Raw genomic sequence first — 23,743 nt, 5'->3', positions numbered from 1 at the left:
GGCGGCACCGCACGAACCGGTCCGCTGCCCGCTGCCCGCTGCCCGCTGCCCACGGCCCACGGCTCAGCCGGTGGGCGCGGGCGACACGTCCGGCCCGACGGCGCTGCTGTATTCGTTGCGCGTGCGGTACTTCTCGACGAACCGGTCCGAGGACCAGCGGTACGTCACCACGTTCTCCCCGGACGGACTCGACACCGGGTCGCCCTCCTCGTACACCTGCTTCGACACCACCAGGTCGCCGCGGTCGATCTCCGCGTAGACCGGCGGCTCCTCCGCCTTGAACACATTCTGGTACCGGCCGCCCTCCCGGCGGTACACGTAACTGCCGACTCCCACCGCGTCACCGCAGGTCAGCACGTTGACGACGATGTCTTCGGCGGTCCCCCCGGTCAGGTCCCCGTAGGAGACGTCGACGGGGTACTCGTCGGCGATGCACGGCTTCAGTTCGCGCTTGACCTCCGCGGAGACTCGCGGATCGGCCTTGACCAGCCGTACGGCGTCGACCCGGTCGGGTGTCCGCGAGGGAGCCGCCGAGGGCGCGGCCGAAGGGGTCGCGGCGACACCGGCCACCGAGTCGCCGTGGGCCGGCCCCTCGTCGCGGGCACCGGTACCGCCCGCCGCGCAGGCGGACAGCGAAAGGACGAGAGCGGCCGGCACGGCCACCGCCGTACCCACCGCCCGGAAGATTCCCCGGCCCGGGGTGGACCCCGTGCCGGTCAGGCCGCGCACCGCTCCCGCTCCTCACGCTCCAGCGCGCGTGCGTCCAGATCGCGGGCCTCCAGCTCCTCGCGGAGCCGGGCGAGCGCCCGGTGCAGCGTGCTCTTGACCGTTCCGGCCGACATGCCGAGGGCGGCGGCCGTCTCCTCCGTGGACATCTGCTCCCAGTGTCGCAGCACCACGACACTGCGCTGCTTCGGGGCGAGCACCTTCAGCACGTCCATCAGCAGGGCGCGGTCGGCGTGCTGCTCGGTGGCGTCGTCCACGGAGGCGTCCGGGAGCTGCTCGGTGGGCACCTCCTCCAGCTTCCGGGCCCGCCACCACTCGGTCCGGGTGTTGATCATCACCCGGCGCAGGTAGGCGTCGGCCAGCCGCTTGTCGGCGATGCCGTCCCAGCGGCCGTACGTCCGCGCCAGCGCGGTCTGGAGCAGGTCCTGGGCGTCGACGGGGTCCGGGACCAGGCGGCGTGCGCTGCGCAGCAGCGCGTCCTGCCGGGTGCGTACGTACTCCTCGAATTCGAGCACCTCGCCCTGCGCCATGGTGAGTCCCTTCCCCGATCCCCGTGGTGCGGAGGCTCCCGCCGCCGCTGCACTGCCTGTGCACTTCCTGTGGTCTGTGTCGTCCTGTGCCGGACGCCACGGAACGAAGGTAGGGAAGCGTTGTCACGGCACTGTCCGAGACGGACTGCGGCTGTCCGTCGGCTGTCCGTCGGTTGTGTAACGGAAGGAGGAACTGGATGAACCGGATTAACCGGGCGAGCCAGGCGAGCCGGGTAAACAGGACGTGTCGGTCAGGTTGGGTATGGGGTGGTTCGCGGGGAGGGGCGCCGTCACGGAGACGGCCGGGCGCCGTTACGGGAACGGCTGGACGTCGTCACGGGAACGGCCGGGCGCCGTTACGGGAACGGCCGGGCGCCGTTACGGGAACGGCCGGGCGTCGTCACGGGAACGGCCGGGCACCGGCACCGAGGTGGCCGGGCCTCGGAGCGCCCGGCCTCCCGGCTGCCGCTGACCTGACCGGCGCTGACCGCCGTCAGGTCAGCGGCAGCCGGTACCGCCCGCCCGGCAGCGGCTCCACCAGGCCGTCGGCGACCAGGCCGTCCAGGGCCCGGGCGCGCTGGACGGGCTCGTGCCACACCCGGTCCAGCGCCGCCTGCGTCACCGGCCCGGGAGCCTCCCGCAGCACGGCGAGCAGCCGGCCGCGCACCTGGCGGTCCGTGCCCGCGTACGTCTGGCCGCGGCGCGGCGGTCCGTCGTGCTCCGGCTTGCCCGCCAGGCGCCAGGCGCACTGCGCGGCGATCGGGCAGCGGTGGCACGACTCGTTCTTCGCCGTGCACACCAGCGCGCCCAGCTCCATCGAGGCGGCGGCCCAGCGGGCCGCGGTCCCCTCGTCGTCCGGCAGCAGCGCGCGGGCCAGCCTGCGCTCGGCGGCGGTGGTCGCGTTCGGCGGGTACTGCACGCCGGTCACCGCCCGCGCGAAGACCCGGCGGACGTTGGTGTCCAGCACCGGATGCCGCTGGCCGTAGGCGAAGGAGGCGACCGCCGCGGCCGTGTACTCGCCGATGCCGGGCAGGGCGAGGAGCTGGGCGTGGTCGGCCGGTACGTCGCCGCCGTGCCGTTCCGTTATGGCGACGGCGGCGCCGTGCAGCCGCAGCGCGCGGCGCGGGTAGCCGAGCCGCCCCCAGGCGCGCACGGCCTCGCCGGGGGCCTCGCGGGCGAGGTCGGCGGGGCGCGGCCAGCGGGCCATCCACTGCTCGTAGACCGGCAGGACGCGGTTCACCGGCGTCTGCTGGAGCATGAACTCGCTGACCATCACGCCCCACGGCCCGGCTTCTGGGCGCCGCCACGGCAGGTCGCGGGCGTGCTCGTCGAACCAGTCGATGACGGGGGCGTGCAACGGCTCCCCGAGGGCACGCTCCGGCACGGCATCCGCGGGTTCCGCAGGACGTACGTCGGCGGCGTCCGCGGGGGCGGCAGGGGTGGTGCCAGGGGCGGCGGGAGCCACGGCGGGGGCGGTGGCGGGGCGGGTGGCCGGACCGGAGTGCGGGGGCTTCGTGGGCGCAGTCATGACCTATCGATCCTGCCACGGGAGGAGGCGTTTCCGGGCGCACCGCCACCCCGGGAGGGCGCGGCCCCCGACGGCCGGCACGGATGCCGGCCGGACAGGGCCCGAACGCGCCGCGCGCCACCCGAGGGCAGGCGGCCGGACCCGTGGCGCCCGCCGCGGCAGTCGGCGTGTCCCGGCGCCGGCCGCTCACGGCGCTCACGCTGACCGGTGCCGACCCGGTCCCGGGGGAAGGAACCGGTCCCCGTACGGCGGGCACCCCATGAGGAAAGGAGGGCCTCGGAGAACACACGGCCCACAGGTACGGCGCACCCGTACGGCACACAGGTACGGCACACAGGTACGGCACACAGGTACGGCACACAGGTACGGCCCACAGGTACGGCCCACAGGTACGGCACACCCGTGGCCACGGGTGCAAGCACCGCGATCGCGAACGCGTGGACGCCGCCCCGGGCGAAGCCGGTGCTGTCGCGGTACGGCTCGGTGTCACGGAAGTTCACGTTCACGGACCGTAGATACTGCGGCGATCCGGTCACGGTCCGCGACCGTCGGGTGACGTGCGTACCGAAAGGCAGGGGTGCCGGGGCGCGTTCCGGAATGATGATCCGTAAAAGTTGTTGCCCCGGACGGCGGGTGGGACAAGGGAAGCCGTCGATCTCTCGTACAGTTTGCGCCGTGGGATCTCTGCGCAATCCTGTCGGGCCGCTTCCCTCCACCATCTACTGGCGACGGAGGGCCGTACTGCTGTCTGTGGTCGCCCTGTTGGCGCTCCTGATCACATGGATCGTCACCGCGGGCGGCGGAGACGGCGGCGGTGACCGGCAGGACGGCGCGAACGGCAACAACCCCGCGTCCTCGATCACTCCCGGACCGTCGGGTTCAGGGCCGGCGATCAGTCAAGCGCCGGGCGGGCGCGACGAGTCGGGGTCCGGGGACTCCGGTGGTTCCGGTGACGGGTCCGGGTCCGGTGACGGCCCGGGTGACGGGTCCGGGTCCGGTGGTGGCTCGGGTGACGGGTCCGGTTCCGGGGGTGCCGGCGGATCCGGTTCCGGCGGCGCCGGAGGGAGCTCGCAGGGCGGTCCGGCCTCGGGTGTCGGTGCGGGGGACGCGCTGCCGGCGGGGTCCGGTCTGCCCGACTGCACGGCGGACGCGGTCAAGTGGAGCCTGCGCAGTGTCCGCAACACCTACGAGCCCGGCCAGACGCCCGCTTTCGATCTGACCGTGCGCAACACCTCCGGCAGCGACTGCAAGGTCGATCTCGGGCCGGGGAACGCGGTCCTGACGATCACTCAGGCGACTGCGGACGAGCCGTTCTGGTCGTCCGCCGACTGCCCCAGGAACGCCGGGAGCCTGCTGTTCCGGGTGCCCGCGGACAGCGGCATCACCTACACCGTGCGGTGGGACCGCAAGCCGAGCGCCCCCAAGTGCGGGACGCCTTCGGCGGGTTCGGCCCGAGCGGGGACGTACCTGGTGGAGGCCAAGGCGCCGGGGTTCGCGAAGGTGCAGACCTCGTTCGTGCTGGAGAACGACTGACCGACCGGTCCGCAAGCAGCGGCAACCGTACGGGAGCCGGACAACGGGGCCCGCGGACCGGTCCCCGAACGCGCCGAAGCGTGGGACCGTGCCCGGGCGATCCGGCGCGGACAGTGGGCAGAACGGCGCCCGCCGCCAGTCGCACCGCTCCAGGACCGCCAGTCGTACCGATCCAGGACGCTAGACGCACTCACTGCCCCAGGGCTGCTAGACGTACCGTTCCAGGACCGCCAGTCGCACCGCTCCAGGACCGCCAGTCGTACCGATCCAGGACCGCCAGTCGCACCGCTCCAGGACCGCCAGTCGTACCGATCCAGGACGCTAGACGCACTCTCCGCCCCAGGGCTGCTAGACGTACCGTTCCAGGACCGCCAGTCACACCGCTCCAGAGCCGCTAGACGTACCGCTCCAGGATCGAGCTCTCCGCCAGCCGCGACAGACCCTCCCGCACGCTGCGTGCCCGCGCCTCGCCGACGCCGTCCACGGCCTGCAGGTCGTCGACGCTGGCCGCGAGCAGCTTCTGCAGGCCGCCGAAGTGCTCCACGAGCCGGTCGATGATCGCGCCCGGCAGCCGCGGCACCTTGGCCAGCAGCCGGAAGCCGCGCGGCGACACCGCCGAGTCGAGCGTCTCGGGGGAGCCGGTGTAACCCAGCGCACGCGCCACCGTGGCCATCTCCAGCAGCTCGGCGTGGGAGAGCTTGTCCAGCTCGGCGAGGGCCTCCTCCACCGTGCGGGACCGCTTGGCGGTCGGCTCGGGCACGTAGTCCCGCACCACCAGTTCCCGCTCCGGCTCCACACCGGCGATCAACTCGTCCAGCTGGAGGGCGAGCAGGCGCCCGTCGGTGCCCAGCTCCACCACGTACTCGGCGATCTCGGTCGCGATGCGGCGCACCATCTCCAGGCGCTGCGCGACCGCGGAGACGTCCCGGACGGTGACCAGATCCTCGATCTCCAGCGCCGAGAGCGTGCCCGCGACCTCGTCGAGACGGAGCTTGTAGCGCTCCAGGGTCGCGAGGGCCTGGTTGGCGCGGGACAGGATCGCCGCCGAGTCCTCCAGGACGCGGCGCTGCCCGTCGACGTACAGGGCGATGAGCCGCATCGACTGCGAGACGGAGACCACGGGGAAGCCGACCTGCTTGCTGACCCGGTCCGCGGTGCGGTGCCGGGTGCCGGTCTCCTCCGTGGGGATCGTCGCGTCGGGCACGAACTGCACGCCCGCGCGGAGGATCTTCGACAGGTCCGACGACAGGACGATACCGCCGTCCAGCTTGCACAGCTCGCGCAGCCGGGTCGCGGTGAACTCGACGTCCAGCACGAAACCGCCCGTGCACATCGCCTCGACGGTCTTGTCGGAGCCGAGCACGATCAGACCGCCGGTGTTGCCGCGGAGCACGCGCTCCAGGCCGTCACGCAGGGGCGTGCCGGGTGCCACGGCGCTCAGCGAGGCGCGCATCAGGCCATCGGAACCGGCACTCCCACCGGACTTTCCGGGAGCTGCTGCCCGGTCGTTGGCTGCCACTGCACTCCTCCGGTCGCAGGTTCTGGGGCGCTCCGTGTCGCACACTCGGTTCGTACGGACGGGCGAGACCAGGGCAAAGTCTACCGGCGCTCCTCCGCCTCCCGGGGGGCCTCTCGGCGACGGGAGCGCGGAAGGACCCGCAGGGCGTCCCCTATGTCCGCGACTTCCAGCACCTTCATCCCGGCAGGGATCTTCCCCGGGTCGCCCGGCACCAGCGCGTGCGTGAAGCCCAGGCGGTGCGCCTCGGCGAGCCGCCGCTGCACGCCCGTGACCCGTCTCACCTCGCCCGCCAGGCCCACCTCGCCGATCGCGACGAGGTTCTTGGGCAGCGGGGTGTCGCTCGCCGCGCTCGCCAGCGCCAGCGCGACGGCGAGGTCCGCGGCCGGCTCCGACAGCTTCACGCCGCCCACCGTCGCGGAGTAGATGTCCCGCTTGCCCAGGGCGCTGATCCGGCCGCGCTGCTCCAGCACCGCCAGCATCATCGACACCCGGGACGTCTCCAGGCCGGAGGTGGTGCGCCGCGGGGAGGGGATCTGCGAGTCGACCGTGAGCGCCTGCACCTCGGCCACCAGCGGGCGGCGGCCCTCCAGGGTGACGGTCAGGCAGGTGCCGGGCACGGGCTCGGCGCGGCGGGTGAGGAACAGGCCGCTGGGGTCGGCCAGCCCCGTGATGCCCTCGTCGTGCAGCTCGAAGCAGCCGACCTCGTCGGTGGTGCCGTAGCGGTTCTTGACACCTCGTACGAGCCTGAGGCGGGCGTGCCGGTCGCCCTCGAAGTGGAGGACGACGTCGACCAGGTGCTCCAGGAGACGGGGGCCGGCGATGGCCCCGTCCTTGGTGACGTGGCCCACCAGCAGGGTGGACATGCCGCGCTCCTTGGAGGCGCGGATCAGGGCGCCCGCCACCTCCCGCACCTGCGCCATGCCGCCGGGGGCGCCGTCGATCTCGGGGGAGGCGACCGTCTGCACCGAGTCCAGGATCAGCAGGGACGGCTTCACCGCGTCCAGGTGGCCGAGCACCGCCGCGAGGTCCGTCTCCGCGGCCAGGTACAGATGGTCGTCGATGGCGTTGATGCGGTCGGCGCGCAGCCGGACCTGGCTCGCCGACTCCTCGCCCGTGACGTACAGGGTCTTGTGCTGCTCGCTCGCCGACTTGGCGGCCACGTCGAGCAGCAGCGTGGACTTGCCGACGCCGGGCTCGCCCGCGACGAGGACCACGGCACCGGGCACCAGCCCGCCGCCGAGGACGCGGTCCAGCTCGGGCACGCCGGTGGAGCGGGCGGCGGCCTGGCGGCCGTCGACCTGGCCGATGGGCAGGGCGGAAGTGGTGACGCGCCCCGGCGCCGTCGTACGGACCGCGGGCGTGCCGTACTCCTCGACCGTCCCCCAGGCCTGGCACTCGGGGCAGCGGCCGAGCCACTTGGCCGTCTGCCAGCCGCACTCGGTGCAGCGGTAGGACGGCCGGTCCTTGGTGGTCTTCGTACGGGCAGCCATGACGCAACCGTAACCGCCACCACTGACAGCGCGGGCTCGCCGGAAGGCGCCCCGGCCGGCGCCCGCCCGCCGGGGCGCCGCCCGTCCCCCGCCCTCACGGCGCGAGCGCGGCGGTGAGGGCGCTCGCCGTCCGCCGCGCGCCCGGCCGCCGCGAGCGGGACCCGACCGGCACGGACACCCGGCGGGAATCGGCCAACGACCGCAGAGAACAGGCCTCGGAACAAGAGGTTCCTGTCCCCTTATGAGGGATCGTTTCACCCGTACGAATTAAAAGCGTCCAATCCGCCAGTTCGCGCCACCCTTGTCCCCCTACGGTCACCGGGTGATGAGCAGCAGTCCGCAGACCACGACCCGCACGACCGGCACATACCGGGCGCACCGGGATGCGCGTGACCGCGCTGCGGCGCGCACCCCGGCGCAGCGGCCCCCCGCGCGGTACGAGCCGTACCTGGACGGCCTGTTCACCTACTGCCTGTCCGTGCTGTGCGACCACGACGCCGCGACCGCCGCCCTGGGCGACGCCCTGGTGTGCGCCGAGCGGCGCGGCCACCGCGGCCCGCAGGACGCCGCCGACCGCAGGGCGTGGCTGTACGCGCTGGCCCGCTGGGCGTGCCTGCGGAAGCTGGCCGAGGCCAGGCGGAAACGCCAGGGCGGTCACGCGGCGGGCCGCCCCGGCGACGACCATCGGCACGGCACGCGGCAGCCTGCGGAACCGTCCGTGCCCGCGGCGCTCCAGGAGCGGCACCGCCGCGAACTCGCCCTGCTCGCCTGGCCGGAGGCGGCCGGCACCACGCCGGAGCAGCGCGAGGCCCTGGAGCTCGCCGTGCGCCACCATCTGGCCGCCCACGAGGTCGCCGCCGTCCTCGGCAAGGACCCGGAGGCCACCCGTGACCTGCTGGCCTCCGCCGCCTGCGAGGTGGAGCGCACCCGCGCCGCCCTCGCCGTCGTCGAGGCGGGTTCCTGTCCCGGCCTCGCCCGCCTCACCGGCGACCGGCAGCCGGTGCTCGGCACGGCCCTGCGCCAGGAGCTGGTGCGGCACGTCGACGACTGCCCGCGCTGCCGCCGCACCGCCGCGCGCGCGATCCCCGGCCGCTGGCCCGGCACCACCGTCACCCCCGACGAGCTGCCCGTCCTCCCGGCGCCCCGCGCGGCCCTGCACGCCGCCATGGCGCACTTCCCGCGCGCGCGTGGCGCCTTCCCCCGTCTCGACCGGCGCGGCTTCCCGATGGACCCCAAGGACCGTGCCGCCCGGCGGGACCGGCTGCGCGCCCGCGCCGTCACCACGACCGTGGTCGCCACCGTCGTCGCCGCCCCCGTGCTCGCCGTCTGGGCGGCCTACCGGGGCACCCCGGTGGGCGAGGGCGAGGAGGGCCGCTCGATCGGCGCCAGCGAGGCGCACGGCCCCGACGGCCCGGGCGGCGCGGCGGCGGACGGCTACGAGAACACCGGGAACGCCGGGAGCGCGCCCGGCACCCGCTTCCGCCAGGACGGCGGGGCCGACGTCTCCGTGGCGGTCGTCAGCGTCACCGGCACCGGCGAGAAGGGGGCGGGCCGGCTGGAGGTGACCGCCGCCGGCCGGGGCGACACCACGCTGATCACCTTGACGGCGACCGGCCGCGCGCCGGTGAGCTGGTCCGCCGCCACCGGCGCCGCCTGGCTGTACCTGAGCCGGTCGTCGGGCACGCTGCGGCCCGGCGAATCACTGACGATCAAGGTGTACGTCGATCAGCTGCGCGAGCCGTCCGGGCCCTGGACCGCGCGGGTGGCCGTCTCGCCCGCGGACGCCGTCGTCACCATCCGGGGCTACGGAACCGCGCCCAGCGCCACGAGTCCCGGCCGTCCGGCCCCGCGTCCCAGCAGCCCCGCCGGACCGCCCCCGCCCGCCCCGGGCCCGGCCCCGACGACCTCGGCGCCCCCCGAGCCGAGACCGACCCCACCGCCCTCGTCACCCGCCCCGGACCCGGCGCCCACCGGCCCGTCCCCGACCGACGGCACCGGCGGCTCACCGCCGCCACCCGGCGACGGCAGCGGCGGTGGCGACGGCAGTGGCGATGGTGGTGGCGAGGGTCCGGACCCGTCCACGCCGTAGCCACGCCGTAGCCACGCCGTCCGGCCGGACGCCGTAGCCACGCCATAGCCACGCCGTCCGGCCGGACGGACGCCTGTACGGACGGCCGTCCAGTCCCGTCAGTCCACCGGATCGACCGAACCGGCCGAATCCACCGGATCAACTGGTTCAACTGGTTCAACGGGCTGCACCGGGTGGGCCGGGCGGACCGAGTGGACCGGGCGGACCGGATCCGCCGGATGCGGTGCCAGCAGCGGCAGCCGGGAGGCCAGCCGCTGCTCGCACAGCTCGGCCAGACGGTCGTAACCGGCCTTGCCCATCAACTCCGTCAGCTCGGCCCGGTAGGAGACGTACACCGGCTCGCCCGCGCCGTGCGCCGAGGTCGCCGACGTGCACCACCAGTGCAGGTCGTGGCCGCCCGGACCCCAGCCGCGCCGGTCGTACTCACCGATCGACACCTGGAGCACACGCGTGTCGTCGGGCCGGTCGATCCACTCGTACGTCCGCCGGATCGGCAGCTGCCAGCACACGTCCGGCTTGGTCTCCAGCGGCTCGCGGCCCTCCCGCAGGGCGAGGATGTGCAGCGAGCAGCCCACGCCGCCGGCGAAACCGGGGCGGTTCTGGAAGATGCACGAGCCCTGGTACGGGCGGGTCTGCCGCGACCCCTCGTCGTCCTCGGAGACCCAGCCGTTCTTCGTGCCCTCGGCGTGGTGCTGCCAGATGTCCGGCGTGAGCCTGGCCACATGCCCGGCGACCCGCCGCTCGTCGTCCTCGTCGGAGAAGTGCGCGCCCAGACTGCAGCACCCGTCGTCCGCGCGGCCCGCCTGGATGCCCTGGCAGCCGCTGCCGAAGATGCAGTTCCAGCGCGAGGTCAGCCAGGTCAGGTCGCAGCGGAAGACCTGCTCGTCGTCCGCCGGATCCGGGAACTCCACCCACGCGCGCGCGAAGTCGAGGCCCTTCTCGTCGTCCACCGGGGCCCCGGGCGCCGGCACGGGCAGAGGGCCCTTGATCACGTCACCCTTCTTGGAGGATTTGGATGAATTGACCGACTTGGGCGACTTGGAATCCTTGTCCGTACTGGCTGCCTTGGCCGTCTTTCCGTCCTTCGCCTTTTTCGTCTTTGGCACCCGTCCAGGGTATGCCGCCGCCCCCGGCCGCCGGGACCGAGCCGGAACCCCGTCGAACCGGTCTCGCGGCACACCCGCGGTCCCGGCGGCAGTAGCGTTCCCTCCATGAGACTCGGTGTCCTCGACGTGGGTTCGAACACGGTGCACCTGCTCGTGGTGGACGCACACCCGGGCGCGCGCCCGCTGCCCGCGCACTCGCACAAGGCCGAACTGCGCCTGGCCCAGCTCCTCGACGACGACGGGGCCATCGGCCCGGAGGGCGTCGACCGGCTGGTCACGGTCGTCCGCCAGGCGCTCCAGGCCGCCGAGGACAAGGGTGTCGAGGACCTGCTGCCGTTTGCCACCTCCGCCGTGCGCGAGGCCCGCAACGCCGACGACGTCCTCGCGCGCGTGCGGGCCGAGACCGGGGTCGAGCTGACGGTGCTCAGCGGCGCGGAGGAGGCCCGGCTCACCTTCCTCGCCGCCCGCCGCTGGTACGGCTGGTCGGCGGGGAAGCTGCTCGTCCTGGACATCGGCGGCGGCTCCCTGGAGATCGCCTACGGCATGGACGAGGAGCCCGACGCCGCCGTCTCCCTGCCGCTCGGCGCCGGCCGTCTGACCGCCGCCTGGCTGCCCGGCGACCCGCCCGGCCCGGACGACGTCCGCGCGCTGCGCCGCCACGTCCGTACGGAGATCGCCCGCACGGTCGGGGAGTTCAGTCGCCTCGGCGCCCCCGACCACGTCGTCGCCACCTCCAAGACCTTCAAGCAGCTCGCCCGCATCACGGGCGCCGCCCGCTCCGCCGAGGGCCTGTACGTCCAGCGCGAGCTGAAGCGGGCGTCCCTGGAGAGCTGGGTGGCGCGCCTGGCCGGCATGACCACCGCCGAGCGCGCCGAACTCCCGGGCGTCTCCGAGGGGCGCGCGGGCCAGCTCCTGGCGGGCGCGCTGGTCGCCGAGGGCGCGATGGACCTGTTCGGCGTGGAGAGCCTGGAGATCTGCCCGTGGGCGCTGCGCGAGGGCGTGATCCTGCGGCGGCTGGATCACATGGGCCAGGGGTAGCGCCCCGGCGAGGGGGCGTCCTGGTGGGGAGCGGGGAACGGCGCGGGCGGCCGTACGGAACCGGCACCCGCCCATGACGAACACCACACGGAACACAACGACGGAACACAACGACGGAACACAACGACGGAACACAACGACGGAACACAACGACGGAACACAACGACGGAACACAACGACGGCGAACCGGCACCCCGCACCCCGCCGACCGCCTCCCGTAACCTGTCCCCATGGCAGAGCCCGTCGTGCGCATCCCGGATGCGAAGGTCGCCCTGTCGACGGCCTCGGTCTACCCGGAGTCGACGGCGACGGCCTTCGAGATCGCCGCGCGCCTCGGATACGACGGCGTCGAGGTCATGGTGTGGACCGACCCGGTCAGCCAGGACATCGAGGCGCTGCGCAGGCTCAGCGACTACCACGGCGTCCCGGTCCTGGCCATCCACGCGCCCTGCCTGCTCATCACGCAGCGCGTGTGGTCCACCGACCCGTGGGTCAAACTGCAGCGCGCCCGCGCGGCGGCCGAGAGGCTCGGCGCGTCGACGGTCGTCGTCCACCCTCCGTTCCGCTGGCAGCGGCAGTACGCCCGTGACTTCGTCGACGGCATCTGGCGGATGGCGGACGAGACCGACGTGCGGTTCGCCGTCGAGAACATGTACCCGTGGCGCTACCGCGACCGCGAGATGCAGGCGTACGCCCCCGACTGGGACGTGACCAACGACGACTACCGCCACTTCACGATCGACCTCAGCCACACCGCCACGGCCCGCACCGACGCGCTCGCCATGGCCGACCGCATGGGCGACCGCCTCGGCCACGTCCACCTCGCCGACGGCAGGGGCTCGGGCAAGGACGAGCACCTGGTGCCCGGCCGCGGCACGCAGCCCTGCGCGGAGGTGCTGGAACGCCTCGCCCTGCACGGTTTCGACGGCCACGTCGTCATCGAGGTCAACACCCGCCGCGCGATGTCGAGCGCCGAACGCGAGGCCGACCTGGCGGAGGCCCTGGCCTTCACCCGCCTGCACCTGTCCTCGGCGGCGAAGGCACAGCGGCGATGAAGGCCCAGCGGCGATGGAGACGGGGGTGTCCGGCGGGTCCGATCGTCACGCAGGCCGCGCCGGCGGTACCGGAACACCTCACGGGAGCAGGCCACTGACCAGCGTCTCTGTCTCCGCCTCCACCTCCGGCCGCAAGACGCGCATTCCGCATTTCGGACACCCTGTCCCGACCCCTGGATGACCGGCGTACGCTCGTGGACAGTCAGAAATCCGTCGGCACTTCCGGCGGAACTCTCCGAAGGAGCGAGCGACGATGCCCGAGCTGAGGTCCCGCACAGTCACCCACGGCCGCAACATGGCGGGCGCCCGCGCCCTGATGCGCGCCTCCGGTGTACCGGGCGCGGACATCGGCCGGAAGCCGATCATCGCGATCGCCAACAGCTTCACCGAGTTCGTGCCCGGCCACACCCACCTGGCGCCGGTCGGCCGGATCGTCAGCGAGGCCGTCAAGGAGGCCGGCGGCATCCCGCGCGAGTTCAACACGATCGCCGTCGACGACGGCATCGCGATGGGCCACGGCGGCATGCTGTACTCCCTGCCCTCCCGCGACCTGATCGCGGACAGCGTGGAGTACATGGTCGAGGCCCACTGCGCCGACGCCCTGATCTGCATCTCCAACTGCGACAAGATCACCCCGGGCATGCTCAACGCGGCCCTGCGCCTGAACATCCCCACGGTCTTCGTCTCCGGCGGCCCGATGGAGTCCGGCCGCGCCACGCTCGTCGACGGCACGGTCCGCACCCTGGACCTGGTCGACGCGATGGTCGAGGCCGCCAACGACAAGGTCTCCGACGCCGACGTCCTGCGCATCGAGGAGAACGCCTGCCCGACCTGCGGCAGCTGTTCCGGCATGTTCACCGCCAACTCGATGAACTGCCTCACCGAGGCGCTCGGCCTCTCCCTGCCCGGCAACGGCTCGCTGCTGGCCACCCACACGGCCCGCAGGGCGCTCTACGAGAACGCGGCCCGCACGGTCATGGACCTCACCCGCCGCTACTACGAGCAGGACGACGACTCCGTCCTGCCGCGCTCCATCGCCACCTTCGCCGCGTTCGAGAACGCCATGGCGCTCGACATCGCGATGGGCGGCTCCACCAACACGATCCTGCACCTGCTGGCCGCCGCCCAGGAGGCGGGCGTCCCCTTCGGCCTGACCGAGATCGACGCCCTCTCGCGCCGCGTGCCCTGCCTGGCCAAGGTGGCGCCCAACGTCGCCAAGGACCGCACGTACTACATGGAGGACGTGCACCGCGCCGGCGGCATCCCCGCCCTGCTCGGCGAACTGCACCGCGCGGGCCTGCTCAACGAGGACGTCCACGCCGTCCACAGCCCGTCCCTGGCCGACTGGCTCAAGACCTGGGACATCCGCGGCGGCTCCCCGTCCCCCGAGGCGGTCGAGCTGTGGCACGCGGCCCCCGGCTGCGTCCGCTCCGCCGAGGCGTTCTCCCAGTCCGAGCGCTGGGACTCCCTCGACGAGGACGCCGAGAACGGCTGCATCCACTCCGCCGAGCACGCCTACTCCAAGGACGGCGGCCTCGCGGTGCTGCGCGGCAACCTGGCCGTCGACGGCTGCGTCGTGAAGACGGCCGGCGTCGACGAGTCGATCTGGACCTTCGAGGGCCCGGCGGTCGTCTGCGAGTCCCAGGAGGACGCCGTCGAGAAGATCCTCACCCAGCAGGTCAAGGAGGGCGACGTCGTCGTCATCCGCTACGAGGGCCCCAAGGGCGGCCCCGGCATGCAGGAGATGCTCTACCCGACGTCGTACCTGAAGAGCCGCGGTCTCGGAAAGGCCTGCGCCCTGGTCACCGACGGCCGCTTCTCCGGCGGCACCTCGGGCCTGTCGATCGGCCACGCCTCCCCGGAGGCGGCCTCCGGCGGCACCATCGCCCTCGTCGAGGACGGTGACCGCATCCGCATCGACATCCCCAACCGCTCCATCGAGCTCCTGGTCGACGACGCCGAGCTGGCCCGCCGCGAGCAGGCCCTGAACGGCGTGTACGCGCCGAAGAACCGCGAGCGCAAGGTCTCGGCGGCCCTGCGGGCGTACGCGGCGATGGCGACCAGCGCCGACAAGGGCGCGGTGCGGGACGTCAGCAAGCTCGGCTGACCCCCGCCTGACCGGCCACCTGCTTGACCGGCCACCTGCTTGACCGGCCACCCGCCTGACCACCCACCTGCCGAAGGGCCGCCCCCCGGGCGGCCCTTTCGCACGCCATGCGGTCCCCGGCAGCGCCCTACCAGGCCGACGGGTCCCCTGCGTCCACGGCGAAGACCGTGCCGTCGGGGGCGCCGCCGTAGACGTGGCCGTGGGCGAGGACCGGCTCGGGAAGGGCGGCGGCGACCCGGTCGGAGCCGGTGCCGAGCCGCGCGGGAGTCTGGCCGACGAGCCTGCCGTCACCGGCGTCGACGGCGAGGAGCCGGCCGTCGGGGGCGGTCAGGTAAACATGGCGGCCGTCGGAGACGGGGGCGGAACCGCGCGGCACGGAGGTCTCCAGGTGCCACAGCCGCTTGCCCGCGGCCATGTCGACGGCCTCCAGCGAGCCGCCCGCCCCGAGGAGGTACACGACGTTCCCGCGGACCGTGGCACGGACGTCCTGGCGGGGCACGGGCAGCGCCACCCGGCTCGACGCGCCGGACCGAGGGTCGTACCGGACGAGGGCGACGGTGTCGCCGTCACGCCGGTCGGTGGCGAGGAAACAGAGGGAGCCGCCGGAGCCGTCGGAGCCGTCCCGGGCCCCGACCGGCCGCAGCCTCCCGCCGAGCCGCGCCTCCCAGCGCACCTCTCCCGTCTCCGGGACGACCGCGGTGATCCGCGTACCGGACCCGTCGCTGGCCGTGCTCGTCACATAGGCCAGCGGGTCCCCCGCGAACGAGGTGAGCGACGGTCCGCTGTGCCCCGCCGCCCGGCGGGTCCACGCCGTACGTCCCGAGGCGCTGTCCACACCGGCGAGGGTGCCGTCGGCCGCCGCGAACAGCAGCATGTCACCGACGTACCGGGCCGAGCCGTGCGCGGGCGGGGCGGCCCGCCGGACGGTGGCGCCCGACGCGGGATCGAACGCCTCCGGGGGCCCGTCCGGGCCCGCGGGGAGCCGGACGAGCCCGCCCGAGACCACCGGCGGCCCGCTCGTGACCCGCGCGGCGACGGAACGCCGCCACAGCACACCTCCGTCGGACGGGTCGAGGGCGAAGACCTCGCCTCGCTGGGCACAGAACAACGTCCCGGCCTCGTACGAGCAGTGCGGCATACCGCCGTCCGGCACCACCGGCTCCGCCCGCCAGGGACCGGACGCGGAACGCGCCGCCGCGGCGGGGGCCCCGTGCGGCGCGGCGTCCCCCGGACCGGCCGGCCGCAGGAAGGCGAACGCACCGCCCGCGACGAGCACCAGCGCTCCCCCCACCAGCACCGCACGCCTGCCCCGCCGCCCGGAGAACCACCGTCCCGCGAACCCCCGCTCCGCGAACCGCCGTCCCGGAAACCACCGCCCCGGCACGAAAGCCTCTGACGCTCCCGTTGCCCCTGACGCCCCTGACGCCCCTGACGCCCCTGACGCCCCGGCCGCCCCTGACGCCCCGGCCGCCTCTGACGCCCCGGCCGCCCCGGACGTCGGCCGCGGCGTGTCCTCCGCCCGCCGTTCCGGTACGAACGCCTGCGTGTCGTAGGAGGACGCCACCGACCGCAGCTCGCGCATCAGCTGATCCGGCGTCGGCCGCTCCGCGGGCTCCTTGGCCAGACACCGCCGTACCAGGGGAGCGAGTTCCCCCGGTACGCCGGTCAGGTCGGGCTCGTCGTGGACGACCTGGTAGGCGACGACGTAGGGGCTGTCGGAGTCGAACGGTCCGCGCCCGGTCGCGGCGTGCACCAGCACCGACCCGAGCGCGAAGACGTCGGCCGCGGGGCCCACCTCCCGGGGCCGGCGGAACTGCTCGGGTGCCATGAACGGCGGTGTGCCGATCAACTTGCCCGTCTCGGTGCGCAGTTCGCTGTCCGACGGGCGGGAGATGCCGAAATCGATGACCTTCGGCCCGTCCTCGGCGAGCAGGACGTTGCTCGGTTTCAGATCCCGGTGCACGACCCCGACCCGGTGGATGTCGCGCAGCGCCTCGGCGAGCCCGGCCATCAGGCGACGCAGCTGCGCCGGGTCCATCGGCCCGTTCCGTTTCACGTGCTCCGCCAGGGTTTCCCCCGGGATGAACAACGTGGCCATCCAGGGCCGCCCGGCCTCCGGATCGGCGTCGACGACGGGCGCGGTGAAGGCACCGCTGACGCGCCGTGCCGCGGCCACCTCCTGCCGGAACCGCCCTCTGAACTCGGGGTCCCTGGCGAACTCGGCATGGACGACCTTCACCGCGAGCTTCATCCCCGAGGTGCTGCGGGCCAGGTGCACGACCCCCATGCCACCCGACCCCAGAACGGACTCCAGGCGGTAGTGACCGGCATATTCCGGAAGCTCCGCTTCCGCGCGCGTTTCCGTACGCGCCCCCGTATTCGTTCCCGTGCTGTGCGATGCCGCCATGGGACCCACCCCCGTGCTGTCCGTCCGCGCGCGACGCACGGAGCCTAATCGATGTCTCGATCAGGACCGAGGCGGCTTGCTAGCCTCCCGGGCAAGATACGAACTCCTGTTTCATGAGGTGAGGCAGGGGAGCCGACGGGACCCCGTGACCGCCGCGGGGTCCGACGGGGGAGGTTCTCATGACGGTCGACCATGCCGAAGAACGCGCCGACGAGATCCGGGCCGACAACACCGATAAAGCCGACAACACAGGTAGCACAGACAAAACGGACGGCGCGGACGCCGTGATGACGACGATGGCGGCAGCCACGGCCGTGCGCTACTACCCGGTCGCCCCGGGGGTCCGCCTCAACGTCCGCAGCGGCCCCGGCACTGGCTACCCCCTCGTGCGCGTCCTGCCCGAGGGAGCCCGCGTCCCGATCTACTGCCAGACGCCGGGCGAGACGGTGACGGGCCCGTACGGCACCAGCAGGATCTGGGACAACGTCAGCGATGGCGAGTACGTCTCCGACGCGTACGTGCGGACGGGCAGCGACGGCTACGTCGCCTCCCGCTGCGCCTGACCCCGCCCGGAGCCCGCGGCGGTCCCCGCCGTTCCCGGCGCCATAATCGACCCGTGAGCGCAGAGAACGGCATCCCGGACGTGTTCGCGGGCTCCCCGCCCCCCACCGGCCCCCGCCCGGAGCCCGCGGCGGTCCCCGCCGTTCCCGGCGCCATAATCGACCCGTGAGCGCAGAGAACGGCATCCCGGACGTGTCCGCGGGCTCCCCGCCCCCCACCGGCCCCCGCCCGGAGCCCATCCGCTTCTTCGGCACCACCTGGGTGGACCACGGCCGCGGCTACACCGTCCGCCGCGTCGCCGTGGCCGTGGGATCCCTCGCCGCAGCGGCCGCCTCCTGCCTCGTCCTCCGCGTCGCCTACCAGGGCCTCCAGCTCGCCGACGTCGGCGGTTTCGTCACGGTGCTCATGGTGGTGATGTTCGCGGTGTGCAGCGCCCTGGCCTTCCGCCACACCTGGGCCGGCTTCACCAGCCGCCCCGACCCCGAGCGCCAGGCCTCCCTCCGGGGCCTGCTGGCCGTCGGCTTCATCGGCTCCCTCGCCGCCTACTTCCTCCGCTCCCTCACCGAGGCCCCCGGCGAGAAACTGCACCGGGCCGAGTACGAGCGTGCCCGCGCGCAGCACGAGAAGCGCACCGCCCGCCGCTCGGGCAACCCCACCAAGAAGCGCCGCCGCTCCTGACCGGCCGCCCCGCCGCCGTGCCACGGGCCCGCACCGCCCGGCACCGACTCCCCGCCGCGCGTGCGTCACCCCGCACCCGGCACCGGAAAAACCCACCACGCCGCGGCCCTGCACGCCCCACCATGGCCGCATGACCACACCCACCACACCCACCACACCCACCACACCCGAGACCCCACCACCCGCCACCCCGGCCGCCGAGGGCCTCTCCCACACCAGCCGGGCCCACGCCTTCAACGCCGCCGCAGCCCAGTACGCAGCCAACCGCCCCTCCTGCCCGCCCGCCCTCCTCGACGCCGTGGAGAACCTGGCGGGCCGCCCCCTCACCGGCTCCCGCGTCGCGGACGTCGGCGCCGGCACCGGCATCGCGACCGCCCTGCTGCACGCACGCGGCGCCGACGTGATCGCCGACGTGATCGCCGTCGAACCCGGCGCCGGGACGGCGGCCCGGTTCCGCCACACCCTCCCGGACGTCCGGTCGTCCGCGGCAGCGGCGACGCCCTCCCCCTCGCCGACGCCTCCGTCGACTTCCTCACCTACGCCCAGGCATGGCACTGGACCGACCCCGCCCGCTCCGTACCGGAGGCCCTGCGCGTCCTGCGCCCGGGCGGCGCCCTCGCCCTGTGGTGGAACGTCGGCGCCGACGACGTCCCGTGGATCGCCGCGGCGGCCGAGCGCACCACACGGCGCTTCGGGGCCGCCGTCGCCACCGAGGGGAAGAGGATCACCCCGCGCATCGCCGACCCCACGGGCCGCCTGGACCTCATCCGTCACGTGGTCCGCTGGAGCCGCCGAGTACCGATCGACACCCACCTGGCCAACCTCGGCAGCCACTCCTTTTTCCTGGTCGCCGGCGAGGAGCGCAGCGCGGCCTACCTCGCCGAGGAACGCGAGCACCTGCTCCGGACCTTCCCGGACGGCATCGTCGAAGAGGTCTACGACGTGCTCCTCCTGCTCGCCACCGCCCCGTAGCCCTCCCACTCCGGGCAGCCCCGCACCGCCCCACGCGGCCTCGGCCCCACCGTCCCTCCCACCGTCCCGCCCACCGGACACCCACCCCACCCCCCGCCCCCCGGTGCGAGGATGAACCCGGACGACGCAACCCCCGGAGGGCACCCGCACCATGACGCAGAAAGTCGCAGTCCTCGGCACCGGCAAGATCGGTGAGGCCCTGCTCAGCGGAATGATCCGAGCAGGCTGGGCCCCGGCCGACCTCCTGGTCACCGCCCGCCGCCCGGAACGGGCCGAAGAACTCCGCGCCCGCCACGGAGTCACCCCGGTCACCAACGCCGAGGCCGCCAAGACCGCCGACACCTTGATCCTCACGGTCAAGCCGCAGGACATGGGTGCCCTCCTCGACGAACTCGCCCCCCACATCCCCGCCGACCGCCTGGTCATCAGCGGCGCCGCGGGCATCCCCACCGCCTTCTTCGAGGAGCGCCTCACCCCCGGCACCCCGGTCGTCCGCGTCATGACGAACACCCCCGCCCTCGTCGACGAGGCGATGTCCGTCATCTCCGCCGGCACCCACGCCACCGCCGAGCACCTCGCCCACGCCGAGGAGATCTTCGGCGCCGTCGGCAAGACGCTCCGCGTCCCCGAGTCCCAGCAGGACGCCTGCACCGCCCTCTCCGGCTCCGGCCCGGCCTACTTCTTCTACCTGGTCGAAGCCATGACCGACGCCGGCATCCTCCTCGGCCTGCCCCGCGACAAGGCCCACGACCTGATCGTCCAGTCCGCCATCGGCGCCGCGACGATGCTCCGCGACAGCGGCGAACACCCGGTCAAGCTCCGCGAGAACGTCACCTCCCCCGCCGGCACCACCATCAGCGCCATCCGCGAACTGGAGAACCACGGCGTACGGGCCGCCCTCATCGCCGCCCTCGAAGCCGCCCGCGACCGCAGCCGCGAACTCGCCTCCGGCAACAACGGCTGACCCACCGCCGCACGCCGGGGGCGGTCACCCCGCCGCGCCCACGATCTCCTCCGTGAGCACCACCCGCGCGAACCCGCCCCCGTGCAGCGACACCGCCGACGCCCGCGCCACCTCCTCCGCACCGAGTCGCCAGCCGAACGGCCCGGCCAGATCGAAGGTGTACGTCGCGTCGTACGCCACCACCACGTCGTACCCGAGATTCCCACCCATCCGCGCGGTCGTCTCCACGCACATGTTGGTCTGGATCCCGGCCACCACGACCTGCGAGATCCCCTCCGCCCTCAGCCAGGCGTCCAGACCCGGCGTGCCGTAGAACGCCGAGTTGACCGTCTTCGTCACCAGCAGCTCGCGCCCCGTCCCCTTCCCGCGCCGCTGCTCCACGTAGTCCTTGAAGCCGTTGCCCTCCTGCCCCGGCCGCAGCGGCGACTGAGGCTTCGGCGAGTCGTGCCGGACGAAGACGACCGGCCGCCCCGCCGCCTGCCAGGTGTTGATGAGCGCGGCGATGTTCCCGTCGGCCCCCGGGTTGTTCCGCGGCCCCCAGAAGCCGGCCTCGTCGAAGCCCTTCTGCACGTCGACGACCACCAGCGCTGCGTTCTTCGCGATCTCCATGCCACAGAGCATCCCGCCGCCGAGCCGCCCGTCCCAGAGGCGGGAAAGTCATCGTTCGATGGTTTAGTGCCACACATGCACCGTGTGGCCCTCGTCGCCTTCCCCGGCATCCGCGCTTTCGACACCTCGGTCATCACCGAGGTCTGGGGCACCGACCGCACCGACCGCGGCGTCCCCTCCTTCACCCTCCGCAGAGTCGCCGCCGACGCCGCCCCCGTCCCGATGCGCGGCGGCCTCACCCTCCACCCCGACCGCACCCTGGCCTGGCTCACCCGGGCCGACCTCGTCCTGGTACCCGGCCTCGACGACCACCTCACCCCCGCACCCGCCCCCGTCCTGGACGCCCTCCGCCGCGCCCACGCCCGCGGCACCCCCATCGCCGCCCTGTGCGGCGGCGCCTTCACCCTCGCCCAGGCCGGCCTCCTCGACGGCCGCCGTGCCATCACCCACTGGAACCTCGTCGACCTCTTCCGCGCCCACCACCCCCACGTCACCGTCGTCCCCGACGCCCTGTTCATCGAGGACGACGGCATCTGGACCTCCGCGGGCACGGCCGCCGGCATCGACCTCTGCCTCCACCTCGTCCGCCTCGCCCACGGCGCCGAGGCCGCCGCCACCATCGCCCGCTCCATGGTCACGGCCCCCTTCCGCACCGGAACCCAGGCACAGTTCATCGAACACCCCACCCCCCGCGCGGACCGCGACGCCGACGCCCTGGCCGCCGTCCGCGAACACGCCCTGCGCCACCTCCACGAACCCCTCACCGTCGCCGGCCTCGCCGCCCGCGCCGGCATGTCCCCGCGCACCTTCGCCCGCCACTTCACCGCGGCGACCGGCACCACCCCCCTGCGCTGGCTCCTCGACCAGCGCCTCGCCGCGGCCCAGCGCCTCCTGGAACGCACCGACCTCCCCATGCCCGAGGTCGCCCGCCGCGCGGGTTTCGGCAGCGAGGTCACGATGCGCCAGCACTTCGCCTCGCGCCTCGCCACCAGCCCCCGCGCCTACCGGGCCGCGTTCACCACCGTCCCCACCGGACCCGCCGACTCCGCGACGGGCGGCAGCAACCCGATCGCCCGGTAAGCGGCGTCCACGGTCGGCCGCGCCATCGCCCGGGCCTTCTCCGCACCATCCCGCAGCACCCCCTCCACATAGCCGGGATCCGCGCACAGCTCCTTGTGCCGCGCCTGCACCGGCCGCAGCACCTCCACCACGGCCTCCGCGGTGTCCTTCTTCAAGGCGCCGTACGACTCATATACACCGCTCAGCTCCTCCGGGTTCCCACCCGTGCAGGCCGCGAGGATCTCCAGCAGATTCGCCACCCCCGGCCGGGCCTCCCGGTCGTACACGACTTCCCGCCCACTGTCGGTCACGGCCCGCATGACCTTCTTCCGCACCACGTCCGGCTCGTCGAGCAGATAGACGATCCCCGGCCCGCTGTCGTCGCTCTTCCCCATCTTCGACACCGGCTCCTGCAGATTCATCACCCGCGCCGCCACCCCCGGCACCGTGGCCTTCGGCACCACGAACGTGTGCCCGTACCGATGGTTGAACCGCACCGCCAGATCCCGCGCCAGCTCCACATGCTGGGCCTGGTCGTCCCCCACCGGCACCTCGTCGGCCCCGTACGCCAGGATGTCCGCCGCCATCAGCACGGGATACGTCAGCAGCGACAGCCGCACACTCCCGCCCCGCTCCTGCTCCCGCGCGGCCTTCTCCTTGTACTGGATCATCCGCCGCATCTCCCCGTCGGTCGCGACGCACTCCAGCAGATACGACAGCCGCGCGTGCTCGTCCACATGGCTCTGCACGAACACGGTGCACACCTGCGGATCCAGCCCCGCCGCCAGCAACAGCGACGCCGCCTGCCGACTGAGCCTGCGCACCCGCGCGGGATCGTGCTCCACGGTCAGCGCGTGCAGGTCCACGACGCAGAACAGCGCGTCCGCCCGGTGCTGGTCCACCGCGACCCACTGCCGCATGGCCCCCAGGTAGTTCCCCAGCGTCAGATGCCCGGTCGGCTTGACCCCGCTGAAAACTCGCGTCATCTCTCCACCTCCTGGTCGGGGCCGCCGCCGTCCGCCGGCCGCTCCCTGGAGGGAGATACGAAAACGGCCGCCGAGGCGGCGGCCGTCGAGTGCGTACGTGAGCGCGGCCGCCGTCAGGCGGCCCACCACTGAAGGGTGCACGTACGCGTCGTCATGTCCCTCAGCGTACGCCTCCAGGGGCCACCCCGTCCCTGGGTTGACACGCCCCGCCCGCATCCGTACTGTTCTCCGAGTTGTCCGACGTGAGCGCCGATCTTGGTCGGTCCCCGGACAGCCATTCCGCGAGTACCAACCCACTCCCGACGAGCAGTCGATCTGCCGTCGTGTTCTTGGCGTGCGTATTCACGGAATGAGGAATCCACGTTCGAAAGGACGCGGCCCCCGATTAGCTCGGGAGCCGGGAATCCGCTAAAGTCTCACTCGTCGGAACGGCCCAAGGGCTGCGAAGACAACCCCCTCTGACTGGGAATCAGGCCCGAAAGGATCTGATAGAGTCGGAAGCGCCGGAAAGGGAAACGCGAGAGCGGGAACCTGGAAAGCACCGAGGAAATCGGATCGGAAAACGATCTGATAGAGTCGGAAACGCAAGACCGAAGGGAAGCGCCCGGAGGAAAGCCCGAGAGGGTGAGTACAAAGGAAGCGTCCGTTCCTTGAGAACTCAACAGCGTGCCAAAAGTCAACGCCAGATATGTTGATACCCCGTCTCCGGCATCCGCCGGGACGTGGTTCCTTTGAAATAAACACAGCGAGGACGCTGTGAACCACCGGATTATTCCTCCGGTGGTT

At 73.2% G+C, this 23,743-nt stretch carries 17 protein-coding genes and 2 pseudogenes; 10 read left to right on the top strand and 9 right to left on the bottom strand.

The features are described from left to right. Positions 1-63: 63 nt before the first annotated feature. From ABZ340_RS03670 to ABZ340_RS03660, 3 genes are all read right to left on the bottom strand, one after another. Positions 64-729 carry a hypothetical protein gene (locus ABZ340_RS03670; RefSeq protein ID WP_358780096.1) on the bottom strand — a complete coding sequence of 222 codons (666 nt, stop codon included), beginning with the start codon at positions 727-729 and terminating at the stop codon, positions 64-66. Continuing rightward, positions 717-1,256: a SigE family RNA polymerase sigma factor gene (locus ABZ340_RS03665; protein ID WP_358780095.1), complete on the bottom strand. Its 540-nt coding sequence runs from the start codon at positions 1,254-1,256 to the stop codon at positions 717-719. Before ABZ340_RS03665 ends, ABZ340_RS03670 begins: the two co-directional genes overlap by 13 nt. Positions 1,257-1,749: 493 nt before the next feature. Continuing rightward, complete coding sequence (locus ABZ340_RS03660; protein WP_358780094.1) at positions 1,750-2,784, bottom strand: A/G-specific adenine glycosylase; 1,035 nt, start codon at positions 2,782-2,784, stop codon at positions 1,750-1,752. A 675-nt stretch (positions 2,785-3,459) separates the two neighbouring features. On the opposite strand from ABZ340_RS03660, the gene ABZ340_RS03655 reads away from it, so the two are divergent. After that, the gene (locus ABZ340_RS03655; RefSeq protein WP_358780093.1) at positions 3,460-4,317 is read left to right on the top strand and encodes a hypothetical protein; all 858 of its coding nucleotides are present in this window, start codon (positions 3,460-3,462) and stop codon (positions 4,315-4,317) included. 394 nt (positions 4,318-4,711) lie between these two features. On the opposite strand, the gene disA is transcribed toward ABZ340_RS03655, so the two are convergent. Both disA and radA read right to left on the bottom strand, forming a co-directional pair. Beyond that, positions 4,712-5,836, bottom strand: coding sequence for a DNA integrity scanning diadenylate cyclase DisA (gene disA, locus ABZ340_RS03650; protein WP_358780092.1), 1,125 nt, complete (start codon positions 5,834-5,836; stop codon positions 4,712-4,714). An 80-nt stretch (positions 5,837-5,916) separates the two neighbouring features. Further along, positions 5,917-7,326 (bottom strand): DNA repair protein RadA, encoded by a 1,410-nt coding sequence (gene radA, locus ABZ340_RS03645; protein WP_358780091.1) that lies wholly within the window; start codon positions 7,324-7,326, stop codon positions 5,917-5,919. A gap of 325 nt (positions 7,327-7,651) precedes the next feature. On the opposite strand from radA, the gene ABZ340_RS03640 reads away from it, so the two are divergent. Next, positions 7,652-9,415 carry a hypothetical protein gene (locus ABZ340_RS03640; protein ID WP_358780090.1) on the top strand — a complete coding sequence of 588 codons (1,764 nt, stop codon included), beginning with the start codon at positions 7,652-7,654 and terminating at the stop codon, positions 9,413-9,415. A gap of 206 nt (positions 9,416-9,621) precedes the next feature. On the opposite strand, the pseudogene ABZ340_RS03635 reads toward ABZ340_RS03640, so the two are convergent. Next, positions 9,622-10,407, bottom strand: a pseudogene (locus ABZ340_RS03635) (hypothetical protein); the annotation flags it as partial. Positions 10,408-10,626: 219 nt separating this feature from the next. Here ABZ340_RS03635 and ABZ340_RS03630 point away from each other — a divergent pair. The 3 genes from ABZ340_RS03630 (at position 10,627) to ilvD (ending at position 14,721) form a co-directional block, all read left to right on the top strand. After that, complete coding sequence (locus ABZ340_RS03630) at positions 10,627-11,559, top strand: Ppx/GppA phosphatase family protein (RefSeq protein ID WP_358780089.1); 933 nt, start codon at positions 10,627-10,629, stop codon at positions 11,557-11,559. A gap of 230 nt (positions 11,560-11,789) precedes the next feature. Next, the gene (locus ABZ340_RS03625) at positions 11,790-12,614 is read left to right on the top strand and encodes a sugar phosphate isomerase/epimerase (RefSeq protein WP_358780088.1); all 825 of its coding nucleotides are present in this window, start codon (positions 11,790-11,792) and stop codon (positions 12,612-12,614) included. A 253-nt stretch (positions 12,615-12,867) separates the two neighbouring features. After that, complete coding sequence (ilvD, locus tag ABZ340_RS03620; RefSeq protein WP_358780087.1) at positions 12,868-14,721, top strand: dihydroxy-acid dehydratase; 1,854 nt, start codon at positions 12,868-12,870, stop codon at positions 14,719-14,721. A 127-nt stretch (positions 14,722-14,848) separates the two neighbouring features. Here the strand turns inward: ilvD and ABZ340_RS03615 are convergent, their stop codons facing one another. Next, complete coding sequence (locus ABZ340_RS03615; RefSeq protein WP_358780086.1) at positions 14,849-17,128, bottom strand: serine/threonine-protein kinase; 2,280 nt, start codon at positions 17,126-17,128, stop codon at positions 14,849-14,851. Between the two features lie 287 nt (positions 17,129-17,415). On the opposite strand from ABZ340_RS03615, the gene ABZ340_RS03610 reads away from it, so the two are divergent. The 4 genes and pseudogenes from ABZ340_RS03610 to proC all read left to right on the top strand — a co-directional run bounded on the left by ABZ340_RS03610 (position 17,416) and on the right by proC (position 20,303). Then, positions 17,416-17,691, top strand: coding sequence for an SH3 domain-containing protein (locus ABZ340_RS03610; RefSeq protein ID WP_358780255.1), 276 nt, complete (start codon positions 17,416-17,418; stop codon positions 17,689-17,691). Positions 17,692-17,854: 163 nt separating this feature from the next. Next, positions 17,855-18,367 (top strand): EamA/RhaT family transporter, encoded by a 513-nt coding sequence (locus ABZ340_RS03605; protein ID WP_358780085.1) that lies wholly within the window; start codon positions 17,855-17,857, stop codon positions 18,365-18,367. A 130-nt stretch (positions 18,368-18,497) separates the two neighbouring features. Next, a pseudogene (locus tag ABZ340_RS03600) lies at positions 18,498-19,339 on the top strand (class I SAM-dependent methyltransferase). A gap of 151 nt (positions 19,340-19,490) precedes the next feature. After that, positions 19,491-20,303, top strand: coding sequence for a pyrroline-5-carboxylate reductase (gene proC / locus ABZ340_RS03595; RefSeq protein WP_358780084.1), 813 nt, complete (start codon positions 19,491-19,493; stop codon positions 20,301-20,303). 24 nt (positions 20,304-20,327) lie between these two features. Here proC and ABZ340_RS03590 read toward each other — a convergent pair whose 3' ends face one another. Further along, positions 20,328-20,912 (bottom strand): cysteine hydrolase family protein, encoded by a 585-nt coding sequence (locus ABZ340_RS03590; protein ID WP_358780083.1) that lies wholly within the window; start codon positions 20,910-20,912, stop codon positions 20,328-20,330. Between the two features lie 75 nt (positions 20,913-20,987). On the opposite strand from ABZ340_RS03590, the gene ABZ340_RS03585 reads away from it, so the two are divergent. Then, positions 20,988-21,992, top strand: a complete 1,005-nt coding sequence (locus ABZ340_RS03585) for a helix-turn-helix domain-containing protein (protein ID WP_358780082.1) — start codon at positions 20,988-20,990, stop codon at positions 21,990-21,992. Here ABZ340_RS03585 and trpS read toward each other — a convergent pair. Beyond that, positions 21,914-22,957 carry a tryptophan--tRNA ligase gene (gene trpS / locus ABZ340_RS03580; protein WP_358780081.1) on the bottom strand — a complete coding sequence of 348 codons (1,044 nt, stop codon included), beginning with the start codon at positions 22,955-22,957 and terminating at the stop codon, positions 21,914-21,916. The genes ABZ340_RS03585 and trpS overlap by 79 nt on opposite strands. Positions 22,958-23,743 lie beyond the last annotated feature (786 nt).

The sequence above is a fragment of the Streptomyces sp. NPDC006134 genome (assembly GCF_040628835.1).
GTDB lineage: Bacteria > Actinomycetota > Actinomycetes > Streptomycetales > Streptomycetaceae > Streptomyces.
This window is presented reverse-complemented; position numbering and strand designations above follow the sequence as displayed.

Bases quoted from the DNA above. Each gene is read 5' to 3' on its own strand.
- ABZ340_RS03665 (WP_358780095.1), bottom strand. From the start codon at position 1,256: ATGGCGCAGGGCGAGGTGCTCGAATTCGAGGAGTACGTACGCACCCGG.
- ABZ340_RS03590 (WP_358780083.1), bottom strand. From the start codon at position 20,912: ATGGAGATCGCGAAGAACGCAGCGCTGGTGGTCGTCGACGTGCAGAAG.
- ABZ340_RS03585 (WP_358780082.1), top strand. From the start codon at position 20,988: ATGCACCGTGTGGCCCTCGTCGCCTTCCCCGGCATCCGCGCTTTCGAC.
- ABZ340_RS03630 (WP_358780089.1), top strand. From the start codon at position 10,627: ATGAGACTCGGTGTCCTCGACGTGGGTTCGAACACGGTGCACCTGCTC.
- ABZ340_RS03615 (WP_358780086.1), bottom strand. From the start codon at position 17,128: ATGGCGGCATCGCACAGCACGGGAACGAATACGGGGGCGCGTACGGAA.
- ABZ340_RS03640 (WP_358780090.1), top strand. From the start codon at position 7,652: ATGAGCAGCAGTCCGCAGACCACGACCCGCACGACCGGCACATACCGG.
- ilvD (WP_358780087.1), top strand. From the start codon at position 12,868: ATGCCCGAGCTGAGGTCCCGCACAGTCACCCACGGCCGCAACATGGCG.
- proC (WP_358780084.1), top strand. From the start codon at position 19,491: ATGACGCAGAAAGTCGCAGTCCTCGGCACCGGCAAGATCGGTGAGGCC.
- ABZ340_RS03610 (WP_358780255.1), top strand. From the start codon at position 17,416: ATGACGACGATGGCGGCAGCCACGGCCGTGCGCTACTACCCGGTCGCC.
- radA (WP_358780091.1), bottom strand. From the start codon at position 7,326: ATGGCTGCCCGTACGAAGACCACCAAGGACCGGCCGTCCTACCGCTGC.
- ABZ340_RS03625 (WP_358780088.1), top strand. From the start codon at position 11,790: ATGGCAGAGCCCGTCGTGCGCATCCCGGATGCGAAGGTCGCCCTGTCG.
- trpS (WP_358780081.1), bottom strand. From the start codon at position 22,957: ATGACGCGAGTTTTCAGCGGGGTCAAGCCGACCGGGCATCTGACGCTG.
- ABZ340_RS03660 (WP_358780094.1), bottom strand. From the start codon at position 2,784: ATGACTGCGCCCACGAAGCCCCCGCACTCCGGTCCGGCCACCCGCCCC.